The sequence below is a fragment of the Paenarthrobacter sp. NPDC090520 genome, from assembly GCF_044769205.1.
Classification (GTDB): Bacteria; Actinomycetota; Actinomycetes; order Actinomycetales; family Micrococcaceae; genus Arthrobacter.
Window position 1 is genome coordinate 42901 of sequence record NZ_JBIVXM010000002.1, and the last position, 14381, is coordinate 57281.

A 14381-nucleotide genomic window follows, 5' to 3' on the forward strand; every position below is an offset into this window, starting at 1 on the left:
GGTTTGCTTTAAGGCCGTCCAAGGCGCCGTCCACAAACGTGCGCCGTCAGCGAACAGTGCGATTCCGGCGAACAAATCACCCCTGAATACGGTTAGTGTCCATGTAGTGAAGTTCAGTGATGTCACTGGCACCAGCGAGAGGTAAGTACTTATGTCACAGCAATCAGAGGCTCCCCGGATGGCAACTGTCGATCCCGCGGCCCAGGACAACTACATCTACAACCGCCTGCTGAAAGAGCGCATCATCTGGCTCGGCTCCGAAGTCCGCGATGAGAATGCCAACGCCATTTGCTCACAGCTTCTCCTGCTCTCGGCCGAAGACCCTGAGAAGGACATCTACCTTTACATCAACTCGCCTGGTGGTTCGGTAACGGCAGGCATGGCCATCTACGACACCATGCAGTTCATTCCGAACGACGTCGTCACGGTCGCCACCGGCCTGGCCGCTTCCATGGGGCAGTTCCTGCTTTCCTCCGGCACCAAGGGCAAGCGGTACGCCACCCCCAACGCCCGCATCCTGATGCACCAGCCTTCCGGCGGCATCGGTGGAACGGCCTCGGACATCAAGATCCAGGCTGAGCTGATCCTGCACATGAAGAAGGTCATGGCGGAACTCACCGCCGAGCAGACGGGCCAGACCGTGGAAACCATCCTCAAGGACAATGACCGCGACAAGTGGTTCACGGCCGCGGAAGCACTGGAGTACGGCTTCTTCGACAAGATCTCGGCGCACGCCGGCTCGGTGGCCGGTGGCGGCGGAACTGCCAATCAGTCCGACGCGGCGTCCTCCACCGAAAACTAGCCGGCACCACGAACCACTGAAAACCCAGGAGTAAACAATGAACTACAACTTCGGATGGTCTGCCGGCAACCTCCCCTCCAGCCGCTACGTCCTGCCCCAGTTCGAGGAGCGCACCCCCTACGGCTTCAAGCGCCAGGACCCTTACACCAAGCTGTTCGAGGACCGCATCATCTTCCTCGGCGTACAGGTGGACGACGCCTCTGCTGATGACATCATGGCCCAGTTGCTGGTCCTTGAATCAACGGACCCGGACCGCGACATCACCCTCTACATCAACTCGCCGGGCGGTTCGTTCACGGCAATGACCGCCATTTACGACACCATGCAGTACATCCGTCCGGAGATCCAGACGGTCTGCCTGGGCCAGGCAGCCAGTGCTGCGGCCGTCCTTTTGGCAGCCGGCACCCCTGGCAAGCGCCTTGCCCTCCCGAACGCCCGCGTGCTGATCCACCAGCCGGCACTGTCAGGCGGCCAGGGAGGCCAGGCCTCGGACCTGGAAATCCAGGCCGCGGAGGTCATGCGCATGCGTACGTGGCTTGAGGAGACGCTCGCCCACCACTCCGGCCGCACGGCCGAGCAAGTCAACAACGACATCGAGCGCGACAAAATCCTCACGGCCGAGGAAGCCCGGAACTACGGCCTTATTGACCAGGTACTGGACTCCCGGAAGATCAAGCCCCAGGCAATCGCCCGGTAGCATCCGGAAAACGACGCCGGTGCGGTTCGCGAAATATGGACCGCACCGGCGTTCTGTTTCCACCCAAGCGGCTCATTGTGACCTAGAGTGGAAGAAGTCACGGTGATGCCAACCGCGGTCTGGCCGCACAATGGAGCAAGGCGCGGAGCCCCATCACCCGCACGCAACGAAGGGATTCACACATGGCTCGGATTGGCGAGAGCACGGATCTGCTGAAGTGTTCTTTTTGCGGAAAGAGCCAGAAGCAGGTTCGCAAGCTGATTGCCGGGCCCGGCGTGTACATCTGCGACGAGTGCATTGAACTCTGCAACGAGATCATTGAAGAGGAACTCGCCGAGGTCTCGGACCTGGGCAGCTTCGAACTTCCCAAGCCGCGCGAAATTTTCGACTTCCTGCAGGAATACGTGATCGGCCAGGAGCCGGCCAAGCGGTCGCTGGCTGTAGCTGTCTACAACCACTACAAGCGCATCCAGGCAGGCCATGCACCGAAGACCGGCAGCCTGGGCGAGGGACCGCACCACGAGGACGTGGAGATCGCCAAGTCCAACATCCTGCTGATCGGCCCCACCGGCTGCGGCAAGACCTACCTCGCGCAAACCCTGGCCCGCCGGCTCAACGTACCCTTCGCGGTAGCCGATGCCACGGCCCTCACCGAGGCCGGCTACGTTGGCGAAGACGTCGAAAACATCCTGCTCAAGCTCATCCAGGCCGCTGACTACGACGTCAAGAAGGCCGAGCAAGGCATCATCTACATCGACGAGATCGACAAGATTTCACGCAAGAGCGAGAACCCCTCCATTACCCGTGATGTTTCGGGCGAGGGGGTTCAGCAGGCCTTGCTGAAGATCCTCGAAGGCACAGTGGCCTCAGTGCCTCCGCAGGGCGGCCGCAAGCACCCGCACCAGGAATTCATCCAGATCGACACCACCAACGTGTTGTTCATCGTGGCTGGCGCGTTCGCAGGCCTGGAAGACATCATTGGTTCCCGTTCGGGCCGGAAGGGCATCGGCTTCGGCGCCCCGCTTAACGAGGTCAAGGACAACGTGGATACCTACGGTGAGGTCATGCCGGAGGACCTGCTCAAATTCGGTCTGATCCCGGAGTTCATCGGGCGGCTCCCGGTGATCACCACGGTGTCCAACCTGGACCGTCCCGCCTTGATCCAGATTCTCTCGACGCCCAAGAACGCCCTGGTGAAGCAGTACCAGAAGATGTTCCAGCTCGACGGCGTGGAACTCCAGTTCGACGACGACGCCTTGAACGCCATCGCCGACCAGGCCCTCGAACGTGGAACAGGAGCCCGCGGCTTGCGCGCCATCATGGAAGAAGTCCTGTTGCCGGTCATGTTCGACCTCCCCAGCCGCGACGACATCGCCACCGTGGTCATCACCGAGGACGTGGTGGCCAAGAAGGCCCAGCCAACCATGATTGCCCATGACGTGGTGGCGAAGCGGCGGAATAAGTCCGCCTGACCACCCGTTGCACCAAACAGCGGCCCTGTCCGCTTTTCACGTTTAGCGTGCCCGTTGCCACCTTCCTGAGGAGATTTCCTGTGCCTGAACAGACCGAGCAACCCGTCAACAAGGCCGATTTCTGGTTCGACCCCGCGTGCCCGTTTGCATGGATCACATCCCGCTGGATCGGCGAAGTGGAGCAAGTCCGTGGGATTGAGACCCAGTGGCATGTCATGAGCCTGTCCGTCTTGAATGAGGGCCGCGACTTGCCTGATGACTACCGCGAACTCATGGACAAGAGCTGGGGTCCGGTCAGGGTGATCATCGCGGCGCAGGAGTTGCACGGCAGCGAGTACGTCAAGCCCCTCTATGACGCCATGGGCGAGGAAATCCACCACGAGGGCAACAAGGATCGTCCGTCGGTGATCCGGAAAGCCCTGGCCGAAGTGGGCCTTCCCGCAGAACTGGCGCGCTACGCTGACTCGGACGAATTCGACCCCCAGCTGCGTGCCAGCCACGAGGAAGGAATCTCACTGGTGGGGCAGGACGTAGGAACGCCCGTGGTTGCCTTCAACGGTACGGCTTTCTTCGGCCCCGTCTTGACCCGCATTCCCCGTGGCGAAGACGCCGGTAAGATCTGGGACGCAACCGTGGCACTTGCCGGCTACCCGCATTTCTTCGAGCTCAAGCGCAGCCGCACCGAACGGCCCGAGTTCAACTAGGGTGACCCGTTCGGCCGCTATTTGAGGAAACGCGAAGTCCTGCGGTCGGCCAGGATCTTGCCGTTTGTTTGGCACGTAGCGCAGTACTGGAGGGAGGTGTCCGCGAAGGACACCTCCCTCACTGTGTCTCCACACACCGGGCACGGCTGTCCCGTCCTGGCATGGACCCTGAAATTGCTCCGTTTGGTGTCCTTGAGTTCACTGGACGGTTTGCCGGCCGCCGCCGCGACGGCGCCCACCAGCACTTCCTGCATGGCCCCATAGAGTCGGCCAACCGTCTCCTCATCCAGGGACTTGGCAATCGCGAAGGGGGAGATCCTGGCAGCGTGCAGGATCTCGTCGCTGTAGGCGTTGCCGATTCCGGCGATCACGGCCTGGCTCCGCAACAGTCCTTTGATCTGCTGGGAGCTTGAACGGACTATTCCAGCGAACGCTTCGACGTCGAAGTCGGGACTCAGCGGTTCAGGGCCCAGCGTAGCGATGCCGTGGACATCCAAGGGGTCACGGACCACGTAGATGGCCAGGCTCTTCTTTGTTCCAGCTTCGGTGAGGTCCAGTCCGATGTGGGTGTCGTCGATTCCGCGGTGCAGGAGCAGGCGGGCAGCGATGTTGCTCTTACCCATGCGCAGCGTTGCCGTGGACGGGTGCTCGGTGTACCGGACCCAGCCGGCCTTCGCCAGGTGGAAGACGAAGAACAGTTCGTCGGCATCGACGCAGACGAACTTGCCAAAGCGCCGCACCCCGCGGATGGTCCGACCCTCCAGGGCCGTGTAGGGGGGATCTGCCGTCTTCAGCGCGGCAATGGAGTTGATGCGGACACTCGTCAGCACCGCTCCGTTCAGTTGCGTGTCCAGGTAGGTGCACAGGCCGTGCACTTCGGGCAGTTCCGGCATGGGAATACTCTGCCACACGCGACGGCAAAAGGTCCCGGAAACTACAGGATTGTAGTTCTTTCGGAAGCCTTGTGGATCGGCCCGGGCAGGACAACAATGGTCTTACCCACTTCGAAAGAAGAGGGACACGGAAACCGAAGATTCAGTGATATGCAACCGACGCAGCCTTTGGCAAAGTCGGACGCAAGCTACCAGTGACGTGGTAGGAAGACCTGAAATTCCAAGGATTCCGCCAGACTGTCAAGTCGTCACCGGACAGCCGAAAAGTCGAAGCCCCACCAACGGCAAAACGCTGATGGGGCTTCCCCTTTGCCCAAAAACTCCCGGGCGATGGCTGCTACGAGGCGGGTGTCTCTTCCGGCTGCGCAAGGACGACGTCGCTGACCGTCAGATCGCCTTCAGCGGACTGCAGGGTGATCTCCTGGGCGTTTGCGGCGGCCTTCAAGTCACCCAAACCGGCCTTGAGCTGCGCCACGAGCACTTCCGTTGCCGAAATATTGGCAGAAAGCACTTCGGTCCGCTGCTTGACCTTGGCCTCGGACTTGGCCTTGCGGATGCCGCTGAGGGCCAGGCCCACCGTGCCCAGCATGGTGGTGTCGCCGTCGGCGATTTCCAGGGCGGAAGGCCACGCGGCGCGGTGCACCGAACCCGTCCGCCACCAGCTCCAGACCTCTTCGGTGGCGAAAGGCAGGAAGGGGGCGAACAGACGCAGGAGCGAGTCCAGCGTGGTGGCGAGGGCCGCAAGCACGGAGGCCTGCTCGGCTTCGCCGGCTGCACCATAGGCACGGTCCTTGATCAGTTCGACGTAGTCGTCCGTGAACTGCCAGAAGAACGATTCGGTGATCTGCAGGGCCCGGGCGTAGTCGTAGTTGTCGAAGGCCTTGGTGGCCTGGGCTACAACGTCCGAGAGCTGGGCGAGCAAGGCACGGTCCAGCGGGTTGCTCAGGACAGAGAGCTGGTTGGTGACCACGGAATTCTCCGTGGCGCCGAGGTTCAGGACGAACTTGGAGGCGTTGAGCAGCTTGATGGCCAAACGCCGGCCGATCTTCATCTGTGCGATCTCGTACGCGGTGTCTGCGCCAAGCTTGGCCGATGCTGCCCAGTAACGGACGGCGTCGGAGCCGTATTCGTTCAGGACATCGGTGGGAACCACCACGTTGCCCTTGGACTTGGACATCTTCTTCCGGTCCGGGTCCAGGATCCAGCCGGAGATCGCAGCGTGCTTCCACGGAGCGCTGTTCTGCAAGGCATCGGCGCGGACGGCCGAGGAGAACAGCCAGGTCCGGATGATGTCGTGGCCCTGCGGGCGGAGGTCGAACGGGTAGACCTTGGCGAACAACTCCTCGTCACGGCTCCAACCGCCCACGATCTGCGGCGTGAGGGAGGACGTGGCCCAGGTGTCCAGGACATCGGCGTCGCCGGTGAACCCGTTGGCCTGGTCACGGTGGGATTCCTCGTAGCCAGGAGCAGCATCGGCGGCAGGGTCCACGGGAAGCATTCCGTCGGACGGCAGGATCGGGTTGTCGTAGTCCGGGTTGCCCTGGGCATCGAGCGGGTACCAGACGGGGATCGGCACGCCGAAGAAGCGCTGGCGCGAAACGAGCCAGTCGCCGTTCAGGCCGGCGATCCAGTTTTCGTAGCGGGACCGCATGAAGGACGGGTGGAAGTCGATGTCCTGGCCGCGACCAATCAGCCGTTCGCGGCGGTCCTCGTCCCGTCCGCCGTTGCGGATGTACCACTGGCGGGAGGTGACCACTTCGAGGGGCTTGTCGCCCTTCTCGAAGAAGTTCACGGGGTGGGTGATCTTCTTCGGTTCGCCGTCCAGCAGATCCGCTGCGGTGAGGAGCTCAACCACGGCTTCCTTGGCCGAGAAAGCCGTCTTCCCGGCGATCGCCGCGTAGGCTTCCTTGCCTGCCTCCGTGGTGATCCATTCGGGAGTCTCGGAAATGATGCGTCCGTCGCGGCCCATGATGGCGCGCGTCGGCAGCTGCAGTTCGCGCCACCAGGTGACGTCGGTGAGGTCACCGAAGGTACACACCATGGCAATACCCGAACCCTTGTCCGCCTTGGCCAGGGGATGGGCTTTGACTTCGAGTTCGACGTCGAACAGCGGAGACTTCACAGTCTTGCCGAAGAACGGCTGGTACCGCTCGTCGTCGGGGTTTGCCACCAGGGCGGCGCACGCGGCAAGCAGTTCGGGACGGGTGGTCTCGATGAAGATCTTCTGGCCGTCTTCGGTGAAGAAGGGGTAGCGGTAGTAGGCGCCCGGGACCTCGCGGTCCTCAAGCTCAGCCTGCGCCACGGCGGTGCGGAAAGTAACATCCCAGAGGGTGGGGGCTTCGGCCATGTAGGCGTCACCCGCAGCGAGGTTTGCGAGGAAGGCACGCTGGGACACCGCACGGGAGGTGTCGTCGATGGTGCGGTACGTCAGGTTCCAGTCCACAGACAGGCCAAGGGTCTGGAAAAGGTTTTCGAAGACTTTCTCGTCTTCAACGGCGAGTTCTTCGCACAGTTCGATGAAGTTCTGGCGCGAAACGACGTCGAAATCGCGCTGGTTCTTGGCCGGCTGCGCAGGCGGACGGTAGTCGGCGTTGTACGGAATGGCAGGATCGCAGCGCACGCCGTAGTAGTTCTGGACGCGGCGCTCGGTGGGCAGGCCATTGTCATCCCAGCCCATGGGATAGAAGACGTTCTTGCCGGTCATGCGCATGTAGCGCGCCTGGACGTCTGTCTGGGTGAAGGAGAACATGTGGCCGACATGGAGCGAACCCGAGGCGGTCGGCGGGGGAGTGTCGATCGAGTAGACCTGTTCCCGGGTGGTGTCCGGGTTGAACTTGTAGGTTCCTTCCGCGAGCCAGCGCTGCGTCAAGGCAGCTTCGAGGCCTTCAAGGGCCGGCTTGTCGGGAACGTTAATGGGGGCGGTGGCGGGCGTGTCTGTACCCTGCGTTGATTCAGCCATGGACCAATTGTTTCATGGCCCGGAGTTACAGGACGCCTTCGGCGGGCCCTGCCCTCGATAGGGTGGTGCCATGACTTTGGGAGCACAGACACAGAACAAGACGGCAGTCGTTACCGGCGCCAGCACGGGCATCGGCGAGGCAACGGTCCGGGCGCTGAGTGGCGAGGGATGGAAGGTCTACGCCGTGGCGCGCCGGGCAGACCGTCTGGAAGCCCTGGGTGCCGCGACCGGCGCCGTTCCCTTCCCCGCCGATGTGACCAACGACGACGACGTCGCAGCCTTGCTTGCCGCCGTCACCGAGGGCGGGGGAGCCGATACCCTCATCAACATTGCCGGTGGAGCCCGCGGCGCTGACACGATCGGGAATGCGGACACCGAGGACTGGGACTGGATGTATCAGGTCAATGTGGTGGGCACCATGAAGATCACCCGCGCCTTCCTGCCCATGCTCCGGGAGAACGGCGAAGGCACGGTCCTGAACCTGACCTCCACAGCAGGTCTGGCAGCCTATGAAGGCGGGGCAGGTTACAACGCAGCCAAGTTCGCCCAGCATGCAGTGACCAACGCACTCCGGCTGGAGGAAGTGGGGAACAACATCCGGGTCATCGAGGTAGCCCCGGGCCTGGTCCAGACCGAGGAGTTCGCACTGAACCGTTTGGGTGACAAGGACGCAGCGGCCAAGGTGTATGCCGGGGTGGAGAAGCCGTTGACGGCCGACGACGTTGCGGACGTGGTCCGGTACGCCGTCTCCCTGCCGCACCACATCAACCTGGACGAGATCGTGATCCGCCCCGTGGCGCAGGCAGCCAACCACAAGCTCATCCGCAAGCAGGACTGATGGCCTAGCCGGCAGGAATACTGAGCTGGGCAATGAGGGCGGCATGGTCCGTGCCCGGAACGGTATGCACTGAGTAGGCGCTGTTGCCGATCCGGGGAGAGGTGACCACATGGTCGATGACCACGCCCGGCAACGGCGGGCCTTCCATGGGCCACGTGGGGGACAACCTTCCCCACGTGGCCGTGCCGACGTCCACCAGTTTGTTGCCGTCCCTGCCCCCGTCCAGCAGGGCTCTGAACTCGGCGTGGTCATACGTGGCGTTGTAGTCGCCCATCAGCACCTGGTTGCCTTGGCTCCCGGCCTGGCGGGAAACCTTGAGAAGGTCGCTCCTCCACTGCCTGATGCGCTCATCCACGGGCGGGAGGGTGTGGACGTTGGTCAGGGTCAGGGCCGCCTTGGCCCCGGAACCTTCCGCCACAACCCGGGTCGCCGCCATGCGGAAGGGAGTGTCGGGCAGAAGGCCCTCCGACGCCAAGGGGAAGACCGAATACACAGCGGCGCCGGATCCGTCGTCATTGGGGGTGCTGATCCTGTTGGACAGCACGGTGTCGAGGCCCTCGGCGCTGAGCCGGTCCTGCAACGTCGGGGAAAACTCCTGGAGTGCCAGCAGTTGGACACCGTGGTCACGGACCAGTTGCACGATTGTGGCCGCTTCGGCTTCACCAAATTCGGTATTGAGGCTCATCACCTTCAGCGGGACGGTGGCCGTCCCCTCTTTCAGTACCACCGGGCGGCCGTAGTCCAGCGGGAACAGCCAGAAGAGCTGCACAGCCAGCAGGGCCGCCGTCGTGATCGTCGTCCAGCGACGCCGACCCAGGAGGGCCAGCACCAGCGCAACAGCGGCCGGAACCACCAGCCACGGCGTGAAGGCCAGTGCCTGTACCACCAGCAACGGCCACTCAACCTCGACAGCCCGGAACAAGGACAAGCTGGCCACCGGAAGGGCAACAAGGGCGGCGGCAACAGACCAGGCAATCGAGGTCGTGCGGCGCCGGCGGCGGACAGCCGGGAGGGCGGCGGCAGGTTCAGTCATGTGGCCGAGTCTATGCAGCCATGCACCCTGGACCCGTCCACCCAGGGGATGACTTGGAAAGTAGTCGATGGTGCCCCGCTGCCGCTAGACTTTGATAACCAGCGTTGACCCGGCCATCACCGGTGAGCTTCCGGAAGAACAGTACTGGCCCGCAGTTGCGGACAGTTCCCAGTAGAACCGGACGGGTAAGCCCGTCACAGCAGTAATGAGAGGCCGGGACGCCCTGTTCCGGTAAGTGAGGTGGTACCGCGGTGCCTGGACTGTTGCGAAACAGGCCTGGAGCCGTCCTCGCATCCTGACAGTCAACCAGCTATCACCAGGATTCGAGATGACCCACTACCCCAAGGCCTCCGCATCGCCTTCCGGCGCCCAAGGCGTATCCGCCTCCGTGAAGTTCCCGGAGATCGAAGAGCGCATCCTCAAGTACTGGGACCAGGACGGCACCTTCCAGGCGAGCATCGACCAGCGCGACGCGGGACAAGACGGCAGCAACGAGTTCGTCTTCTACGATGGCCCGCCTTTTGCCAACGGCCTGCCCCACTACGGCCACCTCCTCACCGGCTACGCCAAGGACCTGGTGGGCAGGTACCAGACCCAGCGCGGCAGGCGCGTGGAGCGCCGCTTCGGCTGGGACACCCACGGCCTCCCCGCCGAGCTCGAAGCCATGAAGCAACTGGGCATGACTGACAAGACCCAGATCGAAGCCATGGGCATCGATAAATTCAACGACGCCTGCCGTGCCTCGGTGATGAAGTACGCCAACGAGTGGAAGGCCTACGTCACCCGCCAGGCCCGCTGGGTGGACTTCGACAACGACTACAAGACGCTCAACGTCGAATACATGGAGTCCGTGCTCTGGGCCTTCAAGCAACTGCACGAGAAGGGCCTCACCTACAACGGCTACAGGGTCCTGCCGTACTGCTGGAAGGATGAGACCCCGCTCTCCAACCACGAGCTGCGCATGGACGACGACGTCTACAAGAACCGCCAGGACCAGACCGTCACCGTGACGTTCCCCATCAAGGGCGGCGAGTCCGAGGTTTCGCAGGCGCTCGCAGGCGTGCAGGCGCTCGCCTGGACCACCACGCCCTGGACGCTGCCCACCAACCTTGCGCTCGCCGTCGGGCCTGATATCTCCTATGTTGTGGTCCCTGCCGGCCCCAACGGCGTGAAGGCCGCTTCACCCGAGGCTCCGGTGACGGGCAGCTTCCTTCTCGCGGCTGACCTTTTGGGTTCCTACGCCAAGGACCTGGGGTACGACGACGCTGCTGCCGCAACTGCCGCCGTCACGGCCACCTACTCAGGCTCCCAGTTGGAAGGGCTCGACTACGAGCCGCTGTGGAACGACTTCGCCGATACCGAAAAGTACGGGACGCAGAACGCGTGGCGGATCCTCGTGGCCGACTACGTCACCACCACCGACGGTACGGGCATCGTCCACCAGGCCCCGGCCTATGGTGAAGACGACCAGAAGGTCTGTGAAGACGCAGGCATCCCCGTGGTCCTCTCCGTGGACGAGGGTGCGAAATTCCTGCCGCTGTTCGGCCATGGCCGGCTTGCCGACATCGTGGGCTTGCAGGTTTTCGAGGCCAACAAGCCCATCACCCAGGTGCTGCGAGCCGACGGCCGCCTGGTCCGCCAGGCCAGCTACGAGCACAGCTACCCGCACTGCTGGCGCTGCCGCAACCCCTTGATCTACCGCGCGGTTTCCTCCTGGTACGTGGAGGTCACCAAGTTCAAGGACCGCATGTCCGAGCTGAACCAGGAGATCAACTGGATCCCGGGCAACGTCAAGGATGGCCAGTTCGGCAAATGGCTTGAGAACGCCCGTGACTGGTCCATCAGCCGCAACCGGTACTGGGGTTCGCCCATCCCGGTGTGGCAGTCCGATGATCCCGAGTACCCGCGCACGGATGTGTACGGGTCCCTCGCCGACCTCGAAGCGGACTTCGGCCGCCTGCCTGTCAACAACGAGGGCCAGGTGGACCTGCACCGTCCCTTCATCGACGAACTGACGCGCCCCAACCCGGACGACCCCACGGGCAAGTCCACCATGCGCCGCGTCGAGGACGTACTGGATGTTTGGTTCGATTCCGGCTCGATGCCGTACGGACAGGTCCACTACCCGTTCCAGAACGAGGAGTGGTTCGACACCCACAATCCCGCGGACTTCATTGTGGAGTACATCGGCCAGACACGTGGCTGGTTCTACATGCTCCACATCCTGTCCACGGCGCTGTTTAACCGCCCGGCATTCCGCAACGTCATCAGCCACGGCATCGTGCTGGGCTCCGACGGCCAGAAGATGTCCAAGAGCCTGCGCAACTACCCGGATGTGTCCGAAGTGCTGGACCGCGACGGTTCCGACGCCATGCGCTGGTTCCTGATGTCCAGTCCGATCCTGCGCGGTGGCAACCTGATCGTCACGGAGCAGGGCATCCGTGACGGTGTCCGGCAGGTCATCCTTCCGCTGTGGAATGTGTACAGCTTCTTCACGCTGTACACGAACGCCGCGAACGGGGGCGCGGGCTACGAAGCCAAACTGCGGTACGACGGCTACGCGGACACCCTTGACCAGTACCTCTTGGCAAACACCGGCGACTTGGTCCGCAAGGTGACAGAAAGCCTGGACACCTACGACATCTCCGGTGCCTGTGACGAGCTGCGCAGTTACCTGGACATGCTCACCAACTGGTACGTACGCCGCAGCCGCCAGCGCTTCTTCGACGAGAACGTGGATGCGTTCGACGCCCTGTACACGGCGTTGGAAGCTGTGTGCCGGGTTTCGGCATCCCTGTTGCCGCTTGTCAGCGAGGAGATCTGGCGTGGCCTGACCGGTGGCCGTTCCGTGCACCTTGCGGACTGGCCCGAGGCTTCGCTGTTCCCGGCCAATCCGGAACTCGTGGAGGCCATGGACCGCATCCAGCAGATCTGCTCCACCGGCTCCAGCCTGCGCAAGGCAGCCAACCTCCGTGTCCGCCTTCCGCTGCAGGAACTGACTGTCGTGGCACCCGGTGCGGACGCGCTGGAAGGTTTTGCCGCCGTCGTGGCCGATGAACTGAACTTGCGGTCCGTGCGGCTGCTGGACGCAGCCTCCGCCTCGCCCGAGGAATTCGGCATCGAGCAAAAACTCGTGGTCAATGCCCGCGCCGCCGGCCCCCGCTTGGGCAAGAACGTCCAGCAGGCCATCACGGGTTCCAAGTCCGGCGACTGGTCCGTGAACGACGCTGGAGTGGTGGTTGCCGGTGGACTCGAGCTCGAGCCGCAGGAATACACCCTGGAAACCGTGGTGGCGGCAACGGCCGACGGCGGTGCTGCCGCAGCAGCCGTACTGCCCGGCGGCGGGTTTGTTGTCCTGAATACCGAGGTGACGCCGGAGTTGGCTGCCGAAGGGCTTGCCCGTGACATGGTCCGTGCCATCCAGCAGGCACGCAAGGATGCAGGACTGAACGTGAGCGACCGCATCCGCACCTCCGTGGAAGCGCAGCAGGACGTCGTGGAGGCCCTGCATGCCAACGCTGAACTGGTCAAGACCGAAACGCTGACGTTGGAACTGGAGGTTCTCCTTTCCAGCGCCGACGAACCGCAGATCACCGTAGCGAAAGCAGGGGCCTGATCCGATGACCGACGAATTCTCAGTTGAGAGCGTCTACGCCGAGCTCCTTGGCAGGGCGCCGGAGAACAAGATGGAGCCGCGCCTGGCGCCGTTGTTCCGCGCCATGGATGTGCTGGGCGAGCCCAACAAGGCCTACCCGATCATCCACATCACCGGCACCAACGGCAAGACGTCCACGGCGCGGATGATCGAGGCCGGACTGCGCGCCCACGGCCTCAGCACTGGCCGTTACACGAGCCCGCACCTGTCCAAGGTCACCGAGCGCATCAGCATCAACGGCGAACCTGTTCCGGATGAGACCTTCGTCCGGATCTGGGACGAGATCCGGCCGTACCTGGAGATCGTGGACAACGAACTGATTGCCGAAGGCCAGCCGCGGCTCACGTATTTCGAGTGCGTCACCATCCTCGGCTTCGCAATCTTCGCGGATCAGCCGGTTGATGTTGCGGTCTTCGAGGTCGGTTTGGGCGGTATCACCGATGCCACCAACGTCGGCGACGGCCAGGTATCGGTCATTACTCCCATTTCCCTCGACCACACGGATCTCTTGGGCGACACCACTGAGGATATTGCCTACGAGAAGGCAGGCATCATCAAGCCTGGCGGTTTCCTCGTGAGCGCGGCGCAGCCGGTTGATGCCGCCCAGGTCCTGCTGGACAAGGCACGTGAAGTGGATGTTCCGTTCCGTTTCGAGGGCGTGGAATTCGGCGTGGAGTCCCGCAGCGTCGCCGTCGGCGGCCAAGTGCTCACCATCCAGGGCCTGGCCGGGCGCTACGAGGACTTGCTGCTGCCGTTGCATGGCGCCCACCAGGCGGAGAACGCGGCCGTGGCTGTTGCCGCGCTTGAAGCGTTCTTTGGTGGGGGAGAGAAGGAACTCGACGCCGACGTGCTGCGGGAGGCCTTCGGCAACGTGAGCTCGCCTGGCCGTTTGGAAGTGGTCCGGACCGCTCCCACCATCGTGGTGGACGCAGCCCACAACCCCGATGGCATCCGGGTCTCGGCTGAGGCCATCCATGAGGCCTTCAGCTTCAGCAAGCTGGTTGTGGTAGTGGGTATCCTGCAGGAGAAGGACGCAGAGGAGATCCTCAAGACGCTCAAGGAGCAGTTGGGCGACCTGGCCGAGGAATTCTGCTTTACCCAGTCCAACTCTCCCCGGGCCATCCCCGCGGCAGAACTGGCCGAAATCGCCGTGGACCTGGGGTTCGGCGAAGAGAACGTGCACATTGCGGAGAAACTGGACGACGCCCTCGAATGGGCCGTTGAGCGCTCCGAATCCAACGACGACTTTGCCGGTGGCGTCTTGGTCACGGGGTCCATCACCCTGGTGGCGGAGGCACGCATCCTCCTCGGAAAGGCAGGTGCCTAAG

The 14381-nt window shown here is 63.2% G+C and carries 10 protein-coding genes; 7 read left to right on the forward strand and 3 right to left on the reverse strand.

The window, feature by feature from the left end; genetic code table 11:
* Positions 1–178: 178 nt before the first annotated feature.
* From ACIQTZ_RS02865 to ACIQTZ_RS02880, 4 genes are all read left to right on the forward strand, one after another.
* Positions 179–802: an ATP-dependent Clp protease proteolytic subunit gene (locus ACIQTZ_RS02865; RefSeq protein ID WP_397321550.1), complete on the forward strand. Its 624-nt coding sequence runs from the start codon at positions 179–181 to the stop codon at positions 800–802.
* A gap of 37 nt (positions 803–839) precedes the next feature.
* A complete protein-coding gene (locus ACIQTZ_RS02870; RefSeq protein ID WP_387437112.1) occupies positions 840–1499 on the forward strand; it encodes an ATP-dependent Clp protease proteolytic subunit in 660 nt (219 codons plus the stop codon).
* 182 nt (positions 1500–1681) lie between these two features.
* Positions 1682–2971: an ATP-dependent Clp protease ATP-binding subunit ClpX gene (gene clpX / locus ACIQTZ_RS02875; RefSeq protein WP_397321551.1), complete on the forward strand. Its 1290-nt coding sequence runs from the start codon at positions 1682–1684 to the stop codon at positions 2969–2971.
* An 80-nt stretch (positions 2972–3051) separates the two neighbouring features.
* On the forward strand, positions 3052–3675 hold the full coding sequence (locus ACIQTZ_RS02880) for a DsbA family protein (RefSeq protein ID WP_402977355.1): 624 nt from the start codon (positions 3052–3054) through the stop codon (positions 3673–3675).
* Between the two features lie 17 nt (positions 3676–3692).
* On the opposite strand, the gene ACIQTZ_RS02885 is transcribed toward ACIQTZ_RS02880, so the two are convergent.
* Positions 3693–4568 carry a DNA-formamidopyrimidine glycosylase family protein gene (locus tag ACIQTZ_RS02885; RefSeq protein ID WP_402977358.1) on the reverse strand — a complete coding sequence of 292 codons (876 nt, stop codon included), beginning with the start codon at positions 4566–4568 and terminating at the stop codon, positions 3693–3695.
* Between the two features lie 337 nt (positions 4569–4905).
* The gene (valS, locus tag ACIQTZ_RS02890) at positions 4906–7527 is read right to left on the reverse strand and encodes a valine--tRNA ligase (protein WP_402977360.1); all 2622 of its coding nucleotides are present in this window, start codon (positions 7525–7527) and stop codon (positions 4906–4908) included.
* Between the two features lie 70 nt (positions 7528–7597).
* Between valS and ACIQTZ_RS02895 the strand changes: the two genes are divergently transcribed.
* The gene (locus ACIQTZ_RS02895; protein WP_402977363.1) at positions 7598–8365 is read left to right on the forward strand and encodes an SDR family oxidoreductase; all 768 of its coding nucleotides are present in this window, start codon (positions 7598–7600) and stop codon (positions 8363–8365) included.
* A 4-nt stretch (positions 8366–8369) separates the two neighbouring features.
* Here ACIQTZ_RS02895 and ACIQTZ_RS02900 read toward each other — a convergent pair whose 3' ends face one another.
* Positions 8370–9398, reverse strand: coding sequence for an endonuclease/exonuclease/phosphatase family protein (locus ACIQTZ_RS02900; protein ID WP_402977365.1), 1029 nt, complete (start codon positions 9396–9398; stop codon positions 8370–8372).
* Positions 9399–9726: 328 nt separating this feature from the next.
* Here ACIQTZ_RS02900 and ileS point away from each other — a divergent pair, with 328 nt between their 5' ends.
* Together ileS and ACIQTZ_RS02910 are read left to right on the forward strand one after the other, a co-directional pair.
* Positions 9727–13014: an isoleucine--tRNA ligase gene (gene ileS, locus ACIQTZ_RS02905; protein WP_402977367.1), complete on the forward strand. Its 3288-nt coding sequence runs from the start codon at positions 9727–9729 to the stop codon at positions 13012–13014.
* A 4-nt stretch (positions 13015–13018) separates the two neighbouring features.
* On the forward strand, positions 13019–14380 hold the full coding sequence (locus ACIQTZ_RS02910) for a bifunctional folylpolyglutamate synthase/dihydrofolate synthase (protein ID WP_402943012.1): 1362 nt from the start codon (positions 13019–13021) through the stop codon (positions 14378–14380).
* The last annotated feature ends 1 nt before the right edge of the window (position 14381 follow it).

What these genes read in the sequence shown, in the direction of transcription:
- ACIQTZ_RS02900 (WP_402977365.1), bottom strand. Translation starts at nt 9,398, where the DNA reads ATGACTGAACCTGCCGCCGCCCTCCCGGCTGTCCGCCGCCGGCGCCGC.
- ACIQTZ_RS02910 (WP_402943012.1), top strand. Translation starts at nt 13,019, where the DNA reads ATGACCGACGAATTCTCAGTTGAGAGCGTCTACGCCGAGCTCCTTGGC.
- ACIQTZ_RS02895 (WP_402977363.1), top strand. Translation starts at nt 7,598, where the DNA reads ATGACTTTGGGAGCACAGACACAGAACAAGACGGCAGTCGTTACCGGC.
- clpX (WP_397321551.1), top strand. Translation starts at nt 1,682, where the DNA reads ATGGCTCGGATTGGCGAGAGCACGGATCTGCTGAAGTGTTCTTTTTGC.
- ileS (WP_402977367.1), top strand. Translation starts at nt 9,727, where the DNA reads ATGACCCACTACCCCAAGGCCTCCGCATCGCCTTCCGGCGCCCAAGGC.
- ACIQTZ_RS02885 (WP_402977358.1), bottom strand. Translation starts at nt 4,568, where the DNA reads ATGCCGGAACTGCCCGAAGTGCACGGCCTGTGCACCTACCTGGACACG.
- valS (WP_402977360.1), bottom strand. Translation starts at nt 7,527, where the DNA reads ATGGCTGAATCAACGCAGGGTACAGACACGCCCGCCACCGCCCCCATT.
- ACIQTZ_RS02865 (WP_397321550.1), top strand. Translation starts at nt 179, where the DNA reads ATGGCAACTGTCGATCCCGCGGCCCAGGACAACTACATCTACAACCGC.
- ACIQTZ_RS02870 (WP_387437112.1), top strand. Translation starts at nt 840, where the DNA reads ATGAACTACAACTTCGGATGGTCTGCCGGCAACCTCCCCTCCAGCCGC.